The sequence below is a fragment of the uncultured Aliiroseovarius sp. genome (assembly GCF_947497285.1).
GTDB lineage: Bacteria > Pseudomonadota > Alphaproteobacteria > Rhodobacterales > Rhodobacteraceae > Aliiroseovarius.
This window is the reverse complement of sequence record NZ_CANMFT010000005.1, coordinates 207,875-225,609: the sequence shown is the minus strand read 5'-3', so window position 1 is coordinate 225,609 and position 17,735 is coordinate 207,875. Positions and strand designations below refer to the sequence as shown.

The following is a 17,735-nucleotide window of genomic DNA, read 5'->3' as shown; positions in this document are numbered from 1 at the left end:
GATGCAGCTTACCCCTTCGAGCGTTCCAACATCCCAAACAAGTCACGCGGATCATCCGGGTCGGCCAGCATATCAAGCTGAGTGAAGAACGTGGTGCCGACAATCGCTTTCGAGATATAACGCAAGGCCGAGAAATCCTCGATCGCGAACCCCACACTGTCAAACAGCGTAATCTCTTTGTCGCTTCGCCGCCCTGCGGTCTGCCCGGTGATCACCTGCCAAAGCTCGGTGATCTCGTGGTCTTTGTCCAACTGCTGAATCTCACCTTCAACCCAGGTCTGTTCCGGGTATTCCACGAAGATGCTTGACCGCAGAAGGATATCGCGGTGCAGTTCGGTCTTGCCGGGGCAGTCCCCGCCAATCGCATTGATGTGCACCCCTTCGCCGATCATGTTGTCGGTCAGGATCGTCGCACATTGCTTATCGGCGGTGCAGGTGGTGATGATCTGCGCGCCTTCCATGCTTTCCTCGCCCGTCTTGCACGGCACGACGGTCAGCCCCTGCCCCTGCAAATTACGCGCGCATTTCGCGGTGGCGGCGGGGTCGATGTCATACAGCCGCACGGTGTCGATGCCACAGATCGCCTTGAACGCCAGACACTGAAACTCGGATTGCGCGCCGTTTCCAATCATCGCCATCGTGGTCGCGCCCTTCGGCACCAGATGTTTCGCAGCCATCGCCGACGTCGCCGCTGTGCGCAGCGCCGTCAGCACCGTCATTTCGCTCAGCAGCTTGGGATAGCCGCTGTTCACATCGGCCAGAAGACCAAAGGCAGTGACGGTTTGCAGCCCTTCCTTGGTGTTCTTCGGGTGGCCGTTGACGTATTTGAACCCATACATTTCACCGTCCGAGGTCGGCATAAGCTCGATCACACCCACCTCCGAATGGCTGGCCACGCGCGGGGTTTTGTCAAACAACTCCCAGCGTTTGAAATCAGCTTCGATCTCGGCTGCAAGTTCGATCAGAACCTTTTCGATCCCGATATGATGGACAAGTCCCATCATGTGTTCGACCGACACAAAGGGCACATAAGCAAGTTCAGAGGGCAGAGGCGGCATGGGGCGTCCTTTCGACGATCAGTAACTTTGCGTGCGGCGGTCCAGAACGCGACGGCCAAACAGGCTTGCGGTCAGGTCCACCATCAACCGGGCGGTGCGGCCGCGGTCATCAAGAAACGGGTTCAGCTCGACCAGATCGAGCGATGAGACAAGGCCGCTGTCATACAACATCTCCATGATGTGATGGGCCTCGCGGAAGGTCGCACCACCGGGAACCGTGGTGCCGACGGCAGGGGCGATGGCGGGCTCGATGAAGTCCACGTCCAGGCTGACATGCAATAGCCCGTTGGATTGCGCCACCTGATCCAGAAACGGCAGCAGCAGCTTCGCCAATCCTTGTTCATCAATCGTGCGCATGTCATAGGCATGTGCGCCCGAGGCTTGCAGCAAGTCCCGCTCCATCCCGTCAACGGACCGCAACCCGATCAGGCAAAGGTTATCCGGATCAAGGCGCGCGGGCAGTGGTTTGCCCAGCATGTCGGGAAACCCGTCCAGACCACAGGCAAAAGCGACCGGCATCCCGTGGATGTTGCCACTGGGCGAGGATGCGGGGATATTGAAATCGGAATGCGCATCCAACCACAGCACAAATTGCGGACGCCCCATTTCAGCAGCTGCTGCCACATGCCCGGTTACGGTGCCCAGCGACAAAGCGTGGTCGCCGCCAAGATAGATCGGCAGCACATCCTGTCTCGCCAGATCATAGGCGTGGCGGTGCAAGCTGCGCGCCCAGCCTGCGACCTCGGGCAGGAATTTCAGGTGGTCGTGTTCGGTTTCGATCGCCTCGACCGGGTCGCGCTGTGCGTCGCCAAGATCAACGACCTCGTGCCCAAGCGATGACAATTCCTCGGCCAAACCCGCGGTGCGGTAAGCAGCTGGCCCCATGATGCAGCCACGACGGCCTGCGCCTTCTTCCATTGGTGCGCCAAGTAGGTGGATATTCTTCATGCGGCTTCTCCTTGAATTTGCACAACGGGGCGCGGGCTTAGGTGAATACCCGCCAGCGTACACCGAACCGAGCCGCCTGCCATCTCGATCGTCGGGATGTTGAGCGCAAGAAGCGGCACATGCGCTTCGATGCGGGCGCGTTGCCCGACGTCCAAGGCGGCCAGCGCCCGTGACGACATGGCCAGCAACCGCCCGTTTTTGCCCTGCAACTCGATGGCATTGCCTGCGAATTCAGCGATCTGGGCCTGTGTCAGCGTGATGACATCCCGCCCACCGCTGGCCAGACGATCACACACTTCCGCGCGCCGTCCAGCCCCGGCAATGGTGTCCAATCCGATCAATGCAATATCGGTCCCGATGCACATCAGGACATTGGTGTGATAAATCGGTGTCCCCTTGGCGTCATGTGCGTCAAACACAACCGGTTCATAGTTGAAATGCGTGCAAAACCGTTCCAGCATGACCTCGCTGGTGCGCTTTGAACGCGCGGCATAGGCCACCCTTTCAACGTGATCCAGCACCATCGCGCCCGTGCCTTCCAAAAACAGGTTATCCTGCTCAAGCCCCGAGTAATCGATGACATCCTGCACGCGATAGCGTTGTTTCAGCAGTTCAAGAACATCTTGGCGGCGTTCTGTCCGGCGGTTCTTTGAATACATCGGGTAGACGGCAACATGACCACCGGGATGCGTCGAAAACCAGTTGTTCGGAAAGACACTGTCCGGCCGGTCGGCTTGCGTGTCTTCAAACAGATGAACCTCGACACCGGCCGCACGCAGAACCTCAACCGCGGTCGAGGCCTCATCATGTGCGCGCTGCGCCAGCGTTGACAGATCAGCATGCGAAGCTTGCGTTTGAAACCCGTTATCACGTGCCGTTTCCGCGTTGGGTTGAAAGCTGTGCGGACGGATCATGATCACGGCGCCAGGCGCCTGAAGCGAGGGTTTTTGCATGGCTCAACTCTGATTCAATAAGGCTGACATACAAAATAGCGAAGTAGAATTTCATATTAGAATACTATTTTTGCGCTATAGGTGATCATTTTTTTGCATTTCTGCTAAGTATCATTTATCTTTTCGACATGCATATATTCGACACCCTTGACCACAAGCTCATCGCGCTTCTGCGCGAAGACGGGCGTGCGCCGATCTCGAAGCTGGCCACCATACTGGATGTCTCGCGCGCGACGGTCCAGGCTCGGCTTGATCGGTTGCTGGACAGTGGCGCCGTTCTGGGATTCACCATTCGCGCCCGTGAAGACCACGGACCCGACGGGGTTCAAGCGATCATGATGATCGAGGTGTCAGGCCGCTCGACGACTGCCGTGATCAAGCGCCTGCGTGGTCTGCCAGAGTTGCGCAGTTTGCATTCGACCAACGGTAAATGGGATCTTATCGCGCAGCTTTCCGCAGCCAACCTGTCCGATTTCGACCGTGTATTGCGCGAAGTGCGCGTTGTCGACGGGATCACCAACAGCGAGACGAGCATTTTGCTCAGCACCATCTAGTCCCTTGACGGAACGTGCACCCGACATCATATGCGGTGAAGTGAATATTTATCGGAGAACTCATCATGGCCACGAGTGCAAAAATGACCTGTCTGGATTGCAGCACGGTAAACCGTGTGCCCGTGGACAAGCTGACTGCAGGCCCAAAATGCGGAACCTGTGGCGCGAAGCTGAGTGATGGGAAAGTGCGCGAACTTGACCCGTTGACGCTTGATAAGGCGGCAAAAAACGACAACACCCCCTTGCTGGTCGATTTCTGGGCCCCGTGGTGTGGGCCATGCCGCATGATGGCGCCAGCCTTCGCGCAAGCCGCGCAAGCGATGGCTGGCAAAGCCCGGTTTGCCAAGATCAACACCGAAGATCACCCCAAGGTCTCGACCAAAAACAACATTCGCGGCATTCCTGCGTTGATCCTGTATCAAAACGGGAAAGAGATCGCGCGCCATGCAGGTGCAATCCCTGCAAATGCAATCGAAGCCTTCGTGCGCAAGAACGCAAAGCTTTGATTTGATAAGGCGAACCGAACAAGCACCGGGCCAGATAGATCGTTAAAGGGGCCTTAGCTCAGTCGGTAGAGCGCGTCGTTCGCAACGACGAGGTCAGGGGTTCGACTCCCCTAGGCTCCACCAGTCACATCAGCGCGCCCGGTTTGATCAGCGATCACCGGGGCCTGCCAGGCTCGTCCAGAAACGCCCAGCTGTCCGCGCCGTCGAAATGGCGAACAGGCAACGCATCGACCACCGCCGGCGAGGTCATGCGCATATTCAAAGCAAACCGGTCCTGATCCGCTGCTTTGCCGGGCGCCCAATGGGTAACGCACCCACAGGTCTTGCAGCCGTGGAAGTCAATCATATGATCCCCCCAGCTATAGGTTGTCAGGTTGTCCAACCCGGATAGGATCGCGCCTTCATTCGGCGGGCAATGCGCCCAAAGCGCACCGTAACGCCGACAGATCGAACAATTGCACGACACCACGAATTGTGGCGCACTGATTTCGAATGTGACGGCACCGCAGTGACATGCGCCTTTATGTATCTCGGACATCTCGCCCTCTGACTTGCGTTCATGTCAAAGTTGCAGAAACAAGCCCAAAAATCGAGGCTGAAGCCCCAAAAACAGCAAACCGGTCCTCTGTAGGAGCCAGTTTGCTGTCTTCAACAAGGTGCTTACCCGTCTTTGCGGATCGTCTCGTTCTTGGGGTCATAGGGGCTGTCGACGGTGATTTCGGCGTCCCAAAGTTTGTTCTGCATCTTGACCTTCAGCTTGGTCCCGGGCTTGGCCAGTTCCGGCGTCACATAGCCCATGCCAATCGACTTCCCGAACGCCACCGAATATCCGCCCGAAGTCAGGCGACCCACCTTGGTGTCGCCATCATACAGCGCCTCGCGGCCCCACGGGTCGGCATCGTCCGGCCCGTCGATCAAGAGCGTGACGCATTTCGAGCGGATGCCCTTGGCAACCATCTCATCCTTGCCGTGGAAGTCTTTCTCAAGGTCGATGAAGCGCGGCAGGTCAGCCTCTTGCGGGGTGGCGTCGCGGCCAAGTTCGGTGCCAAACGCGCGATAGGATTTTTCCTGCCGCAACCAGTTTTGCGCCCGTGCGCCAACCAGCTTCATGCCGTGCTTTTCGCCCGCCGCCATCAGCAGATCCCACAGATAGTTCTGCATCTCGATCGGGTGGTGCAACTCCCACCCAAGCTCGCCGGTATAGGCGACACGGATCGCGTTCACGGGGCACATGCCCAGCTCGATCTTCCGGGCGGTAAGCCATGGGAACCGCTTGTTGGACAGGGCGGTTTTCGGATCGGCGTCCTTGATGACCTCGTTCAGAACATCACGCGATTTTGGCCCGGCGATGGCGAACACGCCCCACTGGGTGGTGACGTCCTGAATCTCAATATAGCCGAACTCTTTCATCTTACCTTCGGCGGCTTTGCGCATGAAATCGGCGTCATATTCCGTCCACGCACCGGCTGAGACGAGGTAATAGCTATCCTCGCCATTGCGCACGATGGTGTATTCGGTGCGCGTGGTGCCAGCGGCGGTCAAGGCATAGGTCAGATTGATGCGGCCAACCTTGGGCAGTTTGTTGCAGGTGAACCAGTCAAGGAACTGCGTCGCGCCGGGGCCTTTGACCACATGCTTGGTGAAGGCCGTGGCGTCGATCAGGCCGACACCTTCGCGGATCGCCTTGGCTTCTTCGACCGCATATTGCCACCAGCCACCACGGCGGAAGCTGCGCGCGTCGTGGTCGAAGTTTTCCGGCGCGTCCAGTGGGCCGTAGTAATTCGGGCGCTCCCATCCGTTCACCCAACCAAATTGTGCGCCCTTTTCCTTTTGCCGGTCATAGGCGGGCGAGGTGCGCAGAGGCCGACAGGCCGGGCGCTCTTCATCCGGGTGGTGCAGGATATAGACGTGATCGTAGCATTCTTCGTTCTTGCGCGCCGCAAATTCGGTCGTCATCCAGTGCGACGAATAGCGTTTGGGGTCCAGCGCGGCCATGTCGATCTCGGCCTCGCCATCGACCATCATCTGAGCGAGGTAATAGCCTGTGCCGCCTGCCGCGGTGATGCCAAAGCTGAACCCTTCCGCCAGCCACATATTGCGCAGACCAGGGGCGGGGCCGACCAGCGGGTTGCCGTCGGGCGTGTAACAAATCGGACCGTTGAAATCGTCCTTCAACCCGCTTTCCTCGCAAGACGGGATGCGGTGGATCATCGCCATGTATTGATCCTCGATCCGTTCCAGATCGAGCGGGAACAGGTCGGCGCGGAAGCTGTCCGGCACGCCAAATTCAAAGCAAGCGGGCGCGTTCTTTTCATAGACACCCAGAATCCAGCCGCCACGCTCTTCGCGGACGTAGGATTGCGCGTCGGCGTCGCGAATAACCGGGTGCTCTGCCCCGCCTTCAGCGCGGTATTTCACCAGCGCGGGGTCTTGGTCCATCACGATGAACTGGTGTTCAACCGGGATCGCCGGGATCTTGATGCCCAGTTTCTTGGCGGTCGTCTGGGCGTGGTTGCCCGAGGCCGTCACGACATGTTCGGCGGTGATGACGATCTGCTCGTCCGACGCCACGAGGTTACCGCCCTTTTCAACCATCTTGGTGCAGGTGACGTCCCACGCTTCACCGTTCCAATGGTAGGCATCGGCCTGCCACTTTCGCACAATCTCAACGCCGCGCTGGCGGGCACCCTTGGCCATCGCCTGCGTCACGTCGGCGGGGTTAATATAACCGTCGGTGTTGTGATAGAGCGCGCCTTTCAAATCATCCGTGCGGATCAGAGGCCAGCGGGCCTTGATCTCATCCGGGGTCAGCCATTCATAGGGCACGCCCACCGTCTCGGCGGTGGTGGCATAAAGCATGTATTCGTCCATGCGCTCGTCCGTCTGCGCCATGCGCAGGTTGCCCACCACGGCAAAACCAGCGTTCAGGCCGGTTTCTTCCTCGAGCGTCTTGTAGAATTTGACCGAGTAGTCGTGAATATGGGTCGTCGCGAAGGACATGTTGAACAGGGGCAGAAGGCCTGCCGCGTGCCATGTGGACCCAGACGTCAACTCGTCACGTTCCAGCAACATCACATCGTCCCAACCCGCCTTCGCAAGGTGATAGGCAATCGAGGTGCCGACCGCACCCCCACCGACGACAAGAGCTTTGACTTGGGTTTTCATGGGGCGACTCCCTTGGGCAGAATGCGTTGCAACATACATGCCGCAAGGTCGCGGATCGCGCTAAGCCTGCCCGACCTTTACCTGCGTGAAAACGACATCGGCGCGGGTTTCAACGCCCCAGCGCCTCGTCCAGTCGGGTGACAGGCAGCACGGGACCGATCAATTCGGCAAGATCGGCGCGGCGCGGGTTCGTTGGTTCAAACAGGGTCATGCACATGTAATCCTCGACCATCGCGGCTTGCGCCTCGAACCCATAAGACAGGTAAGCCCCTGCCTCGCGCCCCGGCCAGTAATAGGGATCGCCCTTGCGCAGGCTTTCCGCCCCAGACCGCCCCGGCGTGTATCCCGTGCGGCTACGGTTCTGCCACTGCCAGACATGCACCAGCTCGTGCATCATCAGAAGGGCATGCGGCATGGGCAGGCTTTCGGGCCAGCCTTCGAACATATCGTCACGATACAGATTGCGCTTCAGAAACACTTGGTTCCACAGAACGAAGCCCGCCGGAAACTCAAGCTTGCGGTCGGGTTGAGGCACCCGGTCGCACACACCTTTTGGCAGCTTGCGCGCATCGCGCTTCGGCGCGTCCGTAGGGATCGGGTCGGGCTTCGGCAATGGCAGCACACCAATCCCGGCGCGAACGCGCACCTTGTCGGTGTCGAGGCTGTCGCCAAAGACAATGCGCGACAACTCGACTTCGGTGGTCGACAAGGGGCGCGCGCAGCCCAGAAGGCCCAGCGCAACAAGCAGGGCCGCCATCAGTCTGAAGGGGCAACCCAACCGTAACATGCGACCTTACAGCATTCCCGGCACGACCTGGTCGGGCGGACGGTGGCCATCGGCGAAGGTCTTGACGTTGATCAGCACCTTCTCGCCCATCTCGATCCGCCCTTCAACCGTGGCCGACCCCATATGCGGCAGCGCCACCACGTTGGGCAGGTCGCGCAGACGTGGGTTGATCTCGTTCCCGTGCTCGTAGACATCCAGCCCCGCGCCCGCGATCTCGCCCGCGCGCAGCATACGGGTCAGGGCGTTTTCGTCGATGACTTCGCCGCGTGATGTGTTCACGATCACCGCCTCGGACTTCATCAGCTTCAGACGACGCGCATTCATTAGATGGAAGGTTGACGGCGTGTGCGGGCAGTTGATCGACAAAACGTCCATACGCGCCACCATCTGGTCAAGGCTTTCCCAATAGGTGGCCTCTAGCTGCTCTTCGATCTTGGGATGAACGCGCTTGCGGTTGTGGTAATGCACCTGCATCCCGAAGGCGCGCGCGCGCATCGCGACCGCCTGCCCGATGCGGCCCATGCCCAGAATGCCGACGCGCCGTCCTTGAATGCGGCGGCCCAACATGGCCGTCGGTGACCAGCCTTGCCACTCACCCGTGGCCATCAGGCGAATACCTTCTGGAAAGCGGCGCGTTACGGCAAGGATCAGCGCAATGGCCATGTCCGCAGTGTCATCGGCGGTCACGCCCGGCGTGTTCGACACAAGTATTCCACGCTCGCGCGCGGTTCCCACGTCGATATGGTCGACCCCGGCACCGTAGTTGGCAATCAGCCGAAGCCGATCACCGGCCCGCGCCAGCATGTTGGCGTCGATCTGATCGTTGATCGTTGGCACCAGCACATCGCAGCGCGCCATGGCGTCAGCCAGCTCGGATCGGGTCATCGGTGTGTCATCATCCCGAAGCTCGACATCGAATAGTTCCTTCATCCGGGTCTCTACGACCTCGGGCAACCGTCGCGTGACAACAACACTCAGATGTTCAGCGGCCATGCCCGCCCTCCCTTTGGCTTTTCTTTTGCGCGTCTCCCTGACAAAGTGACAAGGAACGAGGCAAGGCACAAGCACCGCAGGGACGCAAACGAAAGAAAATTGCGCGCGCGATGGTGTGACACAGGAAATGAGGGCGGAAATGCGGTTTTCCAGCAGGTTGGCTGTGGTGGCAATGGCCATTATCTCAGCATTTTGCCTTGCGCCGATGGCAACCGCCGAAGGCACAACGTCGCCAGAGCGCGGCCCGGTTACCCATCTGCCGATTCCTCGCTTTGTGTCGCTGAAGACATCCGAAGGCAACGTGCGGCGCGGTCCATCCTTGCGCCACCGCATTGATTGGGTCTTCAAGCACCCCGGTATGCCTTTGGAAATCACTGGCGAATTCGGTCATTGGCGACAGGTGCGTGATCGCGACGGCGTTGGCGGTTGGGTGCATTATTCGCTTCTGTCTGGCGCGCGAACAGCGATTATCGACCGCGACCTGAGCCCGCTATACAGCAGCGCCGACACACAAAGCCAAATCAACGCCTATCTTGAGGCCGGCGTCATTGCACGCATCGAAACCTGTGGGCTGGCTTGGTGCCGCGTGAAAGCCGATGGCATCCGAGGCTGGACCACCAAAGAAAACCTTTGGGGTGTGCGCGCAAACGAGGTGATCGAGTGACACCGCGCCTTCGATCCCGGCGCCCTGCACGGGGTCGCGATCAACGGCGGGTGGTGGTTCATGCGACCGGGAAATGGCTGCGTTCGATCACCGAAGATAAACAAGACTTCTTCACCAACCTCGCCCCTTATCTTGCGAAACGCGATGTCGCGATTTCTGCCGTTCAGGCTGGTGGACGGCTGGCTCAGAAGCTTTTGCGCGACCCGCAGGCAGTCCACCTGCTTGTCGATCAAGCTCCGGTCTATGGCCCGCGCCTGTTGCACGCCAACCCCGCCCCGATCAGCGGATTCTGGCATCTGGATGAGCTGGGGCAAGGGTGGAACAGCAGCCTGCGCCTGTCTGAATTCGACCCCGAAACTGTCGATCACGAAAACGCCGTTCGCTTCTTCAATGACGTCTCCAGCCGTGTTCTACGCGAAAACATATCCCAAGCGGGGCAAACCGCCCGGATTTCCACCGGATTGCTGGGGGCTGCGGCCACTGTGTTTTGCCAACCCGAACCGTTAGCTCAGTCTTCGCCAGCCTATCTGACCACGCAAGAGATGATTACCACCACGGCCAATCACCGGCGCGATGGCTTGGTGTATGTCAAGCTTCACCCGCGCCAGACCCGGGTCAGCCGTCAACGGGTCATCGATCTGTGTGGCGATATCGCGAATGTGCGGGTGTCCGAGGCAAGCGTGCATGATCTGATCGCGGCTTCTGCCATGGTCGTCACGCAGAACTCGACCGTTGGGTTCGAGGCGCTGATGCAAAAACGCCCGGTCGTGACCTGCGCCAAGGCAAGCTATTGGCACGCGGCCATGACCGCCCATGACTGCGATGATCTTCGCGAGGCTCTGACCCTTGGTGCAGATGCAATGCGCGGCTTTCCGTACGAGCGGTATTTCTTCTGGACCCTTGCGCGGCACGGGTTCGAACCTGCAAAAGAGGCGTTCGCCAAACGGGTTTGGGCGCGGATCTGTGACAAGGCCATGTGGCCATGCACTTGATCCCGACCCGCCCAATGGGATAGCCGAACGCCATGACACAAGACCGAACAAGACTAAACCTTTCCGCAGGCGTCGCCTCCGCGCTGGTCGCAGTGACCCTCGTTGCCCTGAAGCTGTGGGCCTTGGGCGAGACCCAGGCTTTGTCGGTCGCAGCGTCCCTTGCTGACAGTGCGATGGACCTCATGGTGTCCTTGGGGGCGCTTGCGGCCATTTGGTATGCGGCCCGGCCCGCTGATGACGACCATGCTTTCGGACATTCTGCGGCCGAGGACCTTGCCGCACTGGGTCAAAGCCTGTTCATCATGATGTCAGCGGGTATCATTACATGGGCGGCGCTGGCGCGGCTCTGGTCGGGCGAACCTGCCCCCATTCAGCATCACACGCAGGGGATCGCCGTCATGGTCGTTTCGATCGTGCTGACGCTGGCCTTGGTGATGTGGCAACGCCGTGTCGCAGGGCGCACCGGGTCTGCGGTGGTTAAAGCAGATAGCTTGCACTATCTGGGTGATCTGGTCCCAAATATCGGCGCGATCTTGTCGCTGTGGGCGGCAAACCTGTTTGGAATGGAGCAGATCGACAGCGTGGTCGCAATTGGCGCCGCTTTGCTGCTTGTTGTGGGGGCCGCTCGGATTTTCAAGACCGCATGGGACGGGCTGATGGATCACGCCGCCGACCCTGATCTGGTCGCCGGCATCGAGGCGATCGCGCGCAGCCATCCCGGCGTGCACGGCTTTCATGATCTGAAAACCCGCCGGTCCGGGTCGATCACCTTTGTGAACATGCATATCGAACTGGACGGCAGCCAGTCGCTGGACAACGCCCATGCCATAGGGGCAAGCCTGCGCCGCGCGATCCTGCACACCTATCCGGACACCGATGTGATGATCCACAAAGATCCCGTCGGCGTCACCCCGCACCCCGATGATCCATCGCGCGCTGACGCAATTTAGGCGGGGGCCAGCCCACGCCCTTTCAACAGCGCCTCGACCCCCGGAAGGCGCCCGCGAAACGCGGTATAAAGATCTTCCGCCTCGACCGATCCGCCTTTGGACAGGATGTGCTCTTCAAGCTTACGCGCAAGGGCGGGGTCAAAGGCATCGCCCACCTCTTTGAAGGCTTCGAACGCGTCGGCATCCATGACTTCGGACCACATATAGCTGTAGTAACCCGAGGAATATCCGTCGCCAGCAAAGACATGCGCGAAATGCGGTGTGGCATGGCGCATGCGAATGGCCGCAGGCATGCCGATACGGTTCAGGGTTGCCGCTTGGGCCGCCATCGGATCTGCCGGTGCCGCGCCGTCGTGGAAATCCAGATCCACCAGCGCAGACGAAATGAATTCGACGGTCTGAAAGCCCATGTCGTGGGTGGACGCTGCCAATAGCCGCTGCAACAGCGCTTGGGGCATCGGGTCGCCCGTCTTGGCGTGGGTTGCAAACTTGCCCAGCACTTCTGGCACCTCCAACCAGTGCTCGAAAAGCTGGCTGGGCAGCTCGACGAAGTCGCGTGCGACCGAGGTGCCCGAGATGGACGAATAGGTCACATCAGACAACATTTGGTGCAGGGCGTGACCAAATTCGTGGAACAACGTGCGGGCATCGTCCCAGGACAAAAGCGCGGGACGGCCCTGTTCGGGCTTGGCGAAGTTGCAGACATTCACGACAATCGGGCGAATGTCGCCTTCCAGCTTCTGCTGGCTGCGCATCGCGGAACACCACGCCCCGGACCGTTTCGATCCGCGGGCGAAATAGTCACCGATGAAGACCGCAACATGGTCGCCGTTTCGTGTCACCTCCCACGCCCGCGCGTCGGGGTGATAAAGGGAAACATCCAACGGCGCGAAACTCAGGCCAAACAGCCGGTTCGCCGTGTCGAATGCCGCATCGATCATGCGATCAAGCTGCAGGTAGGGCTTGATCTCTGCCTCGTCCAGATCGTGTTCGGCTTCACGCCGCCGTTCGGCGTAGTAGTGCCAATCCCACGGCTCCAGATCACCATTATGCCCGTCGGCGTGCAGCATTTGGGTCATGGTCTCGGCATCTTTTTCAGCGGCCGCGCGGGCAGGTTCCCAAACCCTCATCAGCAGGTCGCGCACCCGGTCGGGATGGCCTGCCATCTCGGTTTCAAGTTTGAACTCGGCAAAGCTGTCATACCCCAGAAGACGCGCGCGTTCCTCGCGCAGGGCAAGTGTTTCCTTGGCGATGCCGCGGTTGTCCGTGTCGCCGCCATTTGCCCCACGCGCGGTGTAGGCCTGATGCGCTTTTTGCCGAAGATCGCGGCGCGGGGAATGCTGCAAAAAGGGTGTTATGACCGACCGTGCCAAAGTGACGGCTGGCCCGTCAGCCCCTTTCTCTGCACCCGCGGCGCGCACCGCGTTGGCGACGAAATCAGGGAGGCCTTTCAAATCAGCGTCTTTCAGTGCCATGAACCAACTGCGTTCATCTGCCAACAGGTTTTGAGTGAACTGGGTGCCGAGCGTGGCCAGCCGCTGCTGGACGTCCTTCAGACGATCCCGGTCGCCACCTTGCAACTGCGCGCCGGATCTCACAAACCGGCGGCGGGTCAGTTTCAGCACACGCTTCTGTTCGTCTGTCAAATCCAGAGCGTCGCGCGACTGCCAAAGTGTGTCGATCCGGTCAAACAGCTCTGCATTCATCGACACCTCTGCCGAAAACGCGGCCAGACGCGGCGACAGTTTGCGTTGCAGGTCTTCACGCGCCGGCGTGCTGTCGGCACCGGCCACATTGTAAAAGACCCCAAGAACACGATCCAGCGGCGCGTCCGCGCGCTCCAACGCCTCGATCGTGTTTGCGAAAGTGGGCGTGGTCGGCGACCCCGCAATTGCAGCAATGGCTGCTTTCGTTTCAGACAATGCGCTTTCAAAGGCCGGTTCAAAATGGCTGTCGTCAATTGCCCCGAAAGGCGGCAGTTCAAACGGTGTGTCCCATTGGGCCAGCAGCGGATTGGTCATCGGTGTATCTCCTTTGGGTGGAAGCTAGGGACGGACCGCAAGGATTACCAGAGACAGTTTCCCACCATGCTCGGTTCAGTCCAGATCAAGGTCACGTCGAAATGTCTGGCATTCAAGGTCGCCGATCATTGTGTCACCGGTCAGCTTGAAGCCCGACTTTTCAAGCACCCGCCTTGAGGCCGGGTTATTCAGCGCAACACGCGCTTCAAGCGCCCACAAGCTGCGATCCCGCGCTGCTTTGATCGCCAAACCGACCGCTTGCGTTGCAAAACCCTGTCCACCATGCGTCTGTCCAATGCGGTAGCCCAGTTGCGCCACACTGCCCTGCACAGCCGTCAGATTGACCCGTCCCAAGATCTTGCCGCCACGCTTGAGCAGGAACATCAATTCGCCCGCCGCAACCTGATCGCTCACGATCGCGGTCAGGCTGGTCAGATCCCAATAGGTTTCGGGGCGCGGCCCGACATGGGCTTCGAACCAGTCGCGGTTCTGCACCTCGAACGCAAAAAGTGCTGGCACATCAGCGGGGCTTAGCGGGCAAAGCTCCAGGTCAGTCACAGCAGTCGCAACCTTGTCGTTTTGCCGTGCGGATCACGCGGGTTTCCGCATACATTGCGTCATAGATCAACATCCGCCCCCGCAACCCTTCGCCCGCGCCGGTGATTTCCTTGATCGCCTCGGTTGCCATCATCGCACCGATGATCCCCGGCAAAGGACCAACCACACCGGCCTCAGAGCAGGACGGCGCCAATCCCGGCGCAGGTGCTTTGGGAAAGATACACTGATAGCAGGGCGCGCCACTGGCGGGGTCGAAGGTGGCAATCTGCCCCTCCCATTGGCTGAGCGCGCCGCCGATCATCGGGATCCCCAGTTTCGTGGCAACCCGGTTGACCAGATAGCGCGTTTCGAAATTGTCCGTGCCTTCCAGAACCAGATCATAGTCCGCCATCAAGTCTTCGGCGATGTCGTCGGTCAGGCGACGATTATATGGGCGCACGGCGATGGCAGGGTTTTGGGCGCGCATCGCCCTTTCGGCAGAGAACACCTTGGGTGTGCCAATGTCTGCGTCGCGGTGAATAACCTGACGTTGCAGGTTCGAGTTGTCGACCACATCATCGTCGATCACGCCAATCGTCCCGACACCTGCAGCCGCCAGATACAGAAGCACCGGCGATCCGAGCCCACCCGCGCCGACAACCAAGACACGGGCATTTTTCAGTGCCACCTGCCCCGGCCCGCCGATTTCACGCAGCACGATATGGCGGGCATAACGGTTCAGTTCAGTGTCGGTAAAGGGGCCGCTATCCATATCAGAAGTCGCCCGTTTGGGCGCACGGGCTTTCAGCCACGCCACCCCGCGTCCGTAAAGCGCGGCCAAACCCAGAACTCCAAATGCCACCGCCCAAGAGGTGGCGTTTCCCCCCAAGGCCTGACGAATCCCGGATCCCTCGGGCAACACCAGATGGCTCAGCACCACAACCGCGCCCAACAGCGCCGTCAGTTGCCAGCGGCGTCCAACGCTCAGCCCGGCGAAACTGCCGCCCACCCAAATTACGCTTGCCCAAATGAGGACCCAAATCATCGCTGTCTCCGATCAGCCGCGCCCGGTCGACCCGAACCCGCCCGCCCCGCGCAGGGTGTCCGACAAGGCGTCGACCAGCTGATATTCCGCTTGCAACACGGGCGCGATCACAGCTTGCGCGATGCGGTCGCCGTGTCCGATCACAAACGGCTCTGCCCCCAGATTGATCAAGATCACGCCAAGCGGCCCGCGATAATCGCTGTCGATCGTGCCGGGCGCATTGGCCAGTGTCACACCGTGTTTCGCAGCAAGACCCGAACGGGGACGGATTTGCATTTCGACCCCTTGCGGAATTTCGACACGCAAACCGGTCGGCACCACGACACGCCCCATTGGCGCAAGCGTCCAGCCCGTATCGCGATCTGCAGCCGGCAAGTTGGCGCGCAGATCAGCGCCTGCCGACCCCTGCGTTTCATAGTCGGGCAGTGGCAGCGCAACATCGGCGCCTTTCTCACGGGTGACCTTGATCACTGGCATCAGCTACACCCTTCGATCACATCTGCAATTCTTGCGGCCAGCTGTCGGGCCACATCGTCCTTGCTCATACGCGGCCACGCCTCTGCGCCGTCATCCGAAATCAGCGTCACGGCGTTTTCAGCCCCGCCCATGATCCCGGTTTCAGGGCTGACATCATTGGCCACGATCCAGTCGCAGCCTTTGCGGCTGCGCTTGGCGGTTGCGTGTGCGATCACGTCATCCGTTTCGGCGGCAAAGCCCACGACAAGGCCGGGGCGACCAGTCTTCATCTGGCTCACGGTCGCGAGTATGTCGGGGTTTTCTGCAAATTCCAGAACCGGCAGACTGCCTGTCTGGTCCTTCTTGATCTTGCTGTCAGAGGCGGAGGCCACACGCCAATCTGCCACGGCTGCGGCAAAGATGGCCGCATCGGCGGGAAGGGCCGATTGGACGGCCTCTAGCATTTCCTGCGCGCTTTGAACCTTCACGACATGCACGCCTTCTGGCGGCGGCACGTCGGCGGGGCCAGTGACAAATGTCACCTTGGCGCCCAACGCGGAGACCGCACGCGCCAGCGCCGTGCCCTGCGCCCCCGATGACCGGTTCGCGATATAGCGCACCGGGTCAATTGGTTCATGTGTCGGCCCCGAGGTCACAAGCACATGTTTGCCCTTCAGCGGCCCATCCATAAGTGCTGCCTCGACCGCCGCGACGATCTCCAGCGGCTCTGACATGCGACCCGGCCCGAATTCTCCACAGGCCATCGCGCCTTCGGTTGGGCCAACAAACAACACACCGTCATCCTTCAGTGTCGCGACATTTCGCTGACAGGCCGGGTGCGCCCACATCCGAACGTTCATGGCGGGCGCGACCAAAACATGCTTGTCTGTGGCCATCAAAAGGGTCGAGGCAAGATCATTGGCCAGCCCCGCCGCCATCTTGCCCAGCAGATCAGCCGTAGCAGGCGCCACAACAACCAAATCAGCAGCGCGCGACAGCTCGATATGTCCCATCTCGGCCTCGTCCGTCAGGTCGAACAGCTCTGTATAGACCTTGCGCGCCGCCAGTCCCGACGCGGACAACGGTGTTACGAATTCCTGCCCGGCACGTGTGATGACCGGCGTCACCTCGGCCCCGCGTTCGCGCAACTTACGGATCAGATCAAGCGATTTGAACGCGGCAATACCGCCACCGATGATCAGAAGAATATGTTTGCCAGCCAGCATAAGCGCCCCCATCTAAGGTTCTTCAAACAGTTACGGGACCGTGGCAGCGGGTTCAATGGGCAGTTGAGCCCGGCCCTATTTTAACGACGCGCACGGATCAGGCCGCTCCACCGAGGGCGCGTCATAAAGCAGGTCAAATCCACCTTCGGGCGCCTGCCCGTCTTCAGCTTGCCCGATGGTCACCACTTTCAGGTCCGGCCGCAGGCGACGCAGATAGGCGGGAACCCCCCAATCTGACCGCGCATGACCATTGCCGGTGATGATCACGACGGGTCCGCCCGTCGCGTCGATCGCACCCAGCGTCACCTTGGCCAGGGTTGCGTCCCGCAGCCGCTGCACTTCGATCATGCCGCCCATCATATCGCGCGGCATCGTTTCGCAATGGGCGGCGAATTGAAGATCCAGCCGCAGGGCCTGTTCATCATCTGGCAGCGGGTGATCCAACCCAAACGCGGCCAAGTCACCATCAAAATGCGCGGCAACCCCGTCGGTATAAGTCGCGCGCGCCACTTCGCGCGGCACGGCTGCACCAAATATGCGCGCATCACTGGCTGTGAAAATCGGGCGATACATCTCATAATCCGGCCACCCGGCATCTTCCCACGCCGCCGCATAGCTTTGCGGGTCGGCCGCTAGGTCTGTGGCTTCGTCCTGTGTCAGCATCTCGACCACCAGCGCGGGCGCGGCAAGGGCCGCAACAATCTGCGCCTGCACGGCATGGTGGGCGGGATTGTCATGTGTTTCCCCCACAATGACCACATCCGCCTCCGAGATCAGCGCCATATCCTGTGCACCGGGCACGGTGTCCATTGCCGCCAACGGAACCGGGATAAGAAATAAGGCGACCAGCAAAAGGGCTTTCATGCGCAAAAGCTAGGGA

The 17,735-nt window shown here is 60.2% G+C and carries 18 protein-coding genes and 1 tRNA gene; 6 read left to right on the top strand and 13 right to left on the bottom strand.

All coding sequences use genetic code 11. The features are described from left to right. Nucleotides 1–8: 8 nt before the first annotated feature. From Q0864_RS11255 to ctlX, 3 genes are read right to left on the bottom strand one after another with little or no spacing between them, the layout of a single operon-like run. Nucleotides 9–1,058, bottom strand: a complete 1,050-nt coding sequence (locus Q0864_RS11255) for an ornithine cyclodeaminase (RefSeq protein ID WP_298569371.1) — start codon at nt 1,056–1,058, stop codon at nt 9–11. An 18-nt stretch (nt 1,059–1,076) separates the two neighbouring features. Continuing rightward, nucleotides 1,077–2,006: an arginase gene (gene rocF / locus Q0864_RS11250; protein WP_298569370.1), complete on the bottom strand. Its 930-nt coding sequence runs from the start codon at nt 2,004–2,006 to the stop codon at nt 1,077–1,079. Continuing rightward, complete coding sequence (ctlX, locus tag Q0864_RS11245; RefSeq protein ID WP_298569368.1) at nt 2,003–2,959, bottom strand: citrulline utilization hydrolase CtlX; 957 nt, start codon at nt 2,957–2,959, stop codon at nt 2,003–2,005. Before ctlX ends, rocF begins: the two co-directional genes overlap by 4 nt. Before the next feature lie 128 nt (nt 2,960–3,087). Between ctlX and Q0864_RS11240 the strand changes: the two genes are divergently transcribed. The 3 genes from Q0864_RS11240 (at nt 3,088) to Q0864_RS11230 (ending at nt 4,142) form a co-directional block, all read left to right on the top strand. Next, nucleotides 3,088–3,513, top strand: coding sequence for an Lrp/AsnC family transcriptional regulator (locus Q0864_RS11240; RefSeq protein ID WP_298569366.1), 426 nt, complete (start codon nt 3,088–3,090; stop codon nt 3,511–3,513). 65 nt (nt 3,514–3,578) lie between these two features. Continuing rightward, nucleotides 3,579–4,019, top strand: coding sequence for a thioredoxin TrxC (trxC, locus tag Q0864_RS11235; RefSeq protein ID WP_298569364.1), 441 nt, complete (start codon nt 3,579–3,581; stop codon nt 4,017–4,019). Between the two features lie 47 nt (nt 4,020–4,066). After that, nucleotides 4,067–4,142, top strand: a tRNA-Ala gene (locus tag Q0864_RS11230). Between the two features lie 31 nt (nt 4,143–4,173). Here Q0864_RS11230 and Q0864_RS11225 read toward each other — a convergent pair. The 4 genes from Q0864_RS11225 to Q0864_RS11210 all read right to left on the bottom strand — a co-directional run bounded on the left by Q0864_RS11225 (nt 4,174) and on the right by Q0864_RS11210 (nt 8,964). Beyond that, entirely contained in the window at nt 4,174–4,557 is a 384-nt protein-coding gene (locus Q0864_RS11225) for a GFA family protein (protein ID WP_298569362.1), read from the bottom strand. A 122-nt stretch (nt 4,558–4,679) separates the two neighbouring features. Continuing rightward, nucleotides 4,680–7,184: an FAD-dependent oxidoreductase gene (locus Q0864_RS11220; RefSeq protein ID WP_298569360.1), complete on the bottom strand. Its 2,505-nt coding sequence runs from the start codon at nt 7,182–7,184 to the stop codon at nt 4,680–4,682. A gap of 109 nt (nt 7,185–7,293) precedes the next feature. After that, nucleotides 7,294–7,971 (bottom strand): hypothetical protein, encoded by a 678-nt coding sequence (locus Q0864_RS11215; protein ID WP_298569357.1) that lies wholly within the window; start codon nt 7,969–7,971, stop codon nt 7,294–7,296. A gap of 6 nt (nt 7,972–7,977) precedes the next feature. Then, nucleotides 7,978–8,964: a D-glycerate dehydrogenase gene (locus tag Q0864_RS11210; protein WP_298569354.1), complete on the bottom strand. Its 987-nt coding sequence runs from the start codon at nt 8,962–8,964 to the stop codon at nt 7,978–7,980. Nucleotides 8,965–9,103: 139 nt separating this feature from the next. Between Q0864_RS11210 and Q0864_RS11205 the strand changes: the two genes are divergently transcribed. Genes Q0864_RS11205 through Q0864_RS11195 form a run of 3 tightly spaced genes read left to right on the top strand, consistent with a single transcriptional unit; the run spans nt 9,104 to nt 11,570 of the window. Then, the gene (locus Q0864_RS11205; RefSeq protein WP_298569351.1) at nt 9,104–9,628 is read left to right on the top strand and encodes an SH3 domain-containing protein; all 525 of its coding nucleotides are present in this window, start codon (nt 9,104–9,106) and stop codon (nt 9,626–9,628) included. Further along, nucleotides 9,625–10,620, top strand: coding sequence for a hypothetical protein (locus tag Q0864_RS11200; RefSeq protein WP_298569348.1), 996 nt, complete (start codon nt 9,625–9,627; stop codon nt 10,618–10,620). The genes Q0864_RS11205 and Q0864_RS11200 overlap by 4 nt, the downstream gene beginning before the upstream one ends. A 32-nt stretch (nt 10,621–10,652) precedes the next feature. Next, entirely contained in the window at nt 10,653–11,570 is a 918-nt protein-coding gene (locus tag Q0864_RS11195; protein ID WP_298569345.1) for a cation diffusion facilitator family transporter, read from the top strand. Here the strand turns inward: Q0864_RS11195 and Q0864_RS11190 are convergent. The 6 genes from Q0864_RS11190 to Q0864_RS11165 all read right to left on the bottom strand — a co-directional run bounded on the left by Q0864_RS11190 (nt 11,567) and on the right by Q0864_RS11165 (nt 17,719). Next, nucleotides 11,567–13,591 (bottom strand): M3 family metallopeptidase, encoded by a 2,025-nt coding sequence (locus Q0864_RS11190; protein ID WP_298569342.1) that lies wholly within the window; start codon nt 13,589–13,591, stop codon nt 11,567–11,569. The two genes, Q0864_RS11195 and Q0864_RS11190, sit on opposite strands and share 4 nt — an antisense overlap. A 75-nt stretch (nt 13,592–13,666) precedes the next feature. Beyond that, entirely contained in the window at nt 13,667–14,149 is a 483-nt protein-coding gene (locus Q0864_RS11185) for a GNAT family N-acetyltransferase (RefSeq protein WP_298569338.1), read from the bottom strand. Further along, a complete protein-coding gene (locus tag Q0864_RS11180) occupies nt 14,142–15,173 on the bottom strand; it encodes a HesA/MoeB/ThiF family protein (protein WP_298569335.1) in 1,032 nt (343 codons plus the stop codon). The genes Q0864_RS11185 and Q0864_RS11180 overlap by 8 nt, the downstream gene beginning before the upstream one ends. Nucleotides 15,174–15,185: 12 nt before the next feature. After that, nucleotides 15,186–15,653, bottom strand: a complete 468-nt coding sequence (gene dut, locus Q0864_RS11175) for a dUTP diphosphatase (RefSeq protein WP_298569510.1) — start codon at nt 15,651–15,653, stop codon at nt 15,186–15,188. Further along, on the bottom strand, nt 15,650–16,855 hold the full coding sequence (gene coaBC / locus Q0864_RS11170; RefSeq protein WP_298569332.1) for a bifunctional phosphopantothenoylcysteine decarboxylase/phosphopantothenate--cysteine ligase CoaBC: 1,206 nt from the start codon (nt 16,853–16,855) through the stop codon (nt 15,650–15,652). The genes dut and coaBC overlap by 4 nt, the downstream gene beginning before the upstream one ends. Before the next feature lie 75 nt (nt 16,856–16,930). After that, nucleotides 16,931–17,719 (bottom strand): ChaN family lipoprotein, encoded by a 789-nt coding sequence (locus Q0864_RS11165; protein WP_298569329.1) that lies wholly within the window; start codon nt 17,717–17,719, stop codon nt 16,931–16,933. Nucleotides 17,720–17,735 lie beyond the last annotated feature (16 nt).

Coding starts and splice junctions, on each gene's coding strand:
- Q0864_RS11255 (WP_298569371.1), bottom strand. CDS start 1,058: ATGCCGCCTCTGCCCTCTGAACTTGCTTATGTGCCCTTTGTGTCGGTC.
- rocF (WP_298569370.1), bottom strand. CDS start 2,006: ATGAAGAATATCCACCTACTTGGCGCACCAATGGAAGAAGGCGCAGGC.
- ctlX (WP_298569368.1), bottom strand. CDS start 2,959: ATGCAAAAACCCTCGCTTCAGGCGCCTGGCGCCGTGATCATGATCCGT.
- Q0864_RS11240 (WP_298569366.1), top strand. CDS start 3,088: ATGCATATATTCGACACCCTTGACCACAAGCTCATCGCGCTTCTGCGC.
- trxC (WP_298569364.1), top strand. CDS start 3,579: ATGGCCACGAGTGCAAAAATGACCTGTCTGGATTGCAGCACGGTAAAC.
- Q0864_RS11225 (WP_298569362.1), bottom strand. CDS start 4,557: ATGTCCGAGATACATAAAGGCGCATGTCACTGCGGTGCCGTCACATTC.
- Q0864_RS11220 (WP_298569360.1), bottom strand. CDS start 7,184: ATGAAAACCCAAGTCAAAGCTCTTGTCGTCGGTGGGGGTGCGGTCGGC.
- Q0864_RS11215 (WP_298569357.1), bottom strand. CDS start 7,971: ATGTTACGGTTGGGTTGCCCCTTCAGACTGATGGCGGCCCTGCTTGTT.
- Q0864_RS11210 (WP_298569354.1), bottom strand. CDS start 8,964: ATGGCCGCTGAACATCTGAGTGTTGTTGTCACGCGACGGTTGCCCGAG.
- Q0864_RS11205 (WP_298569351.1), top strand. CDS start 9,104: ATGCGGTTTTCCAGCAGGTTGGCTGTGGTGGCAATGGCCATTATCTCA.
- Q0864_RS11195 (WP_298569345.1), top strand. CDS start 10,653: ATGACACAAGACCGAACAAGACTAAACCTTTCCGCAGGCGTCGCCTCC.
- Q0864_RS11190 (WP_298569342.1), bottom strand. CDS start 13,591: ATGACCAATCCGCTGCTGGCCCAATGGGACACACCGTTTGAACTGCCG.
- Q0864_RS11180 (WP_298569335.1), bottom strand. CDS start 15,173: ATGATTTGGGTCCTCATTTGGGCAAGCGTAATTTGGGTGGGCGGCAGT.
- coaBC (WP_298569332.1), bottom strand. CDS start 16,855: ATGCTGGCTGGCAAACATATTCTTCTGATCATCGGTGGCGGTATTGCC.
- Q0864_RS11165 (WP_298569329.1), bottom strand. CDS start 17,719: ATGAAAGCCCTTTTGCTGGTCGCCTTATTTCTTATCCCGGTTCCGTTG.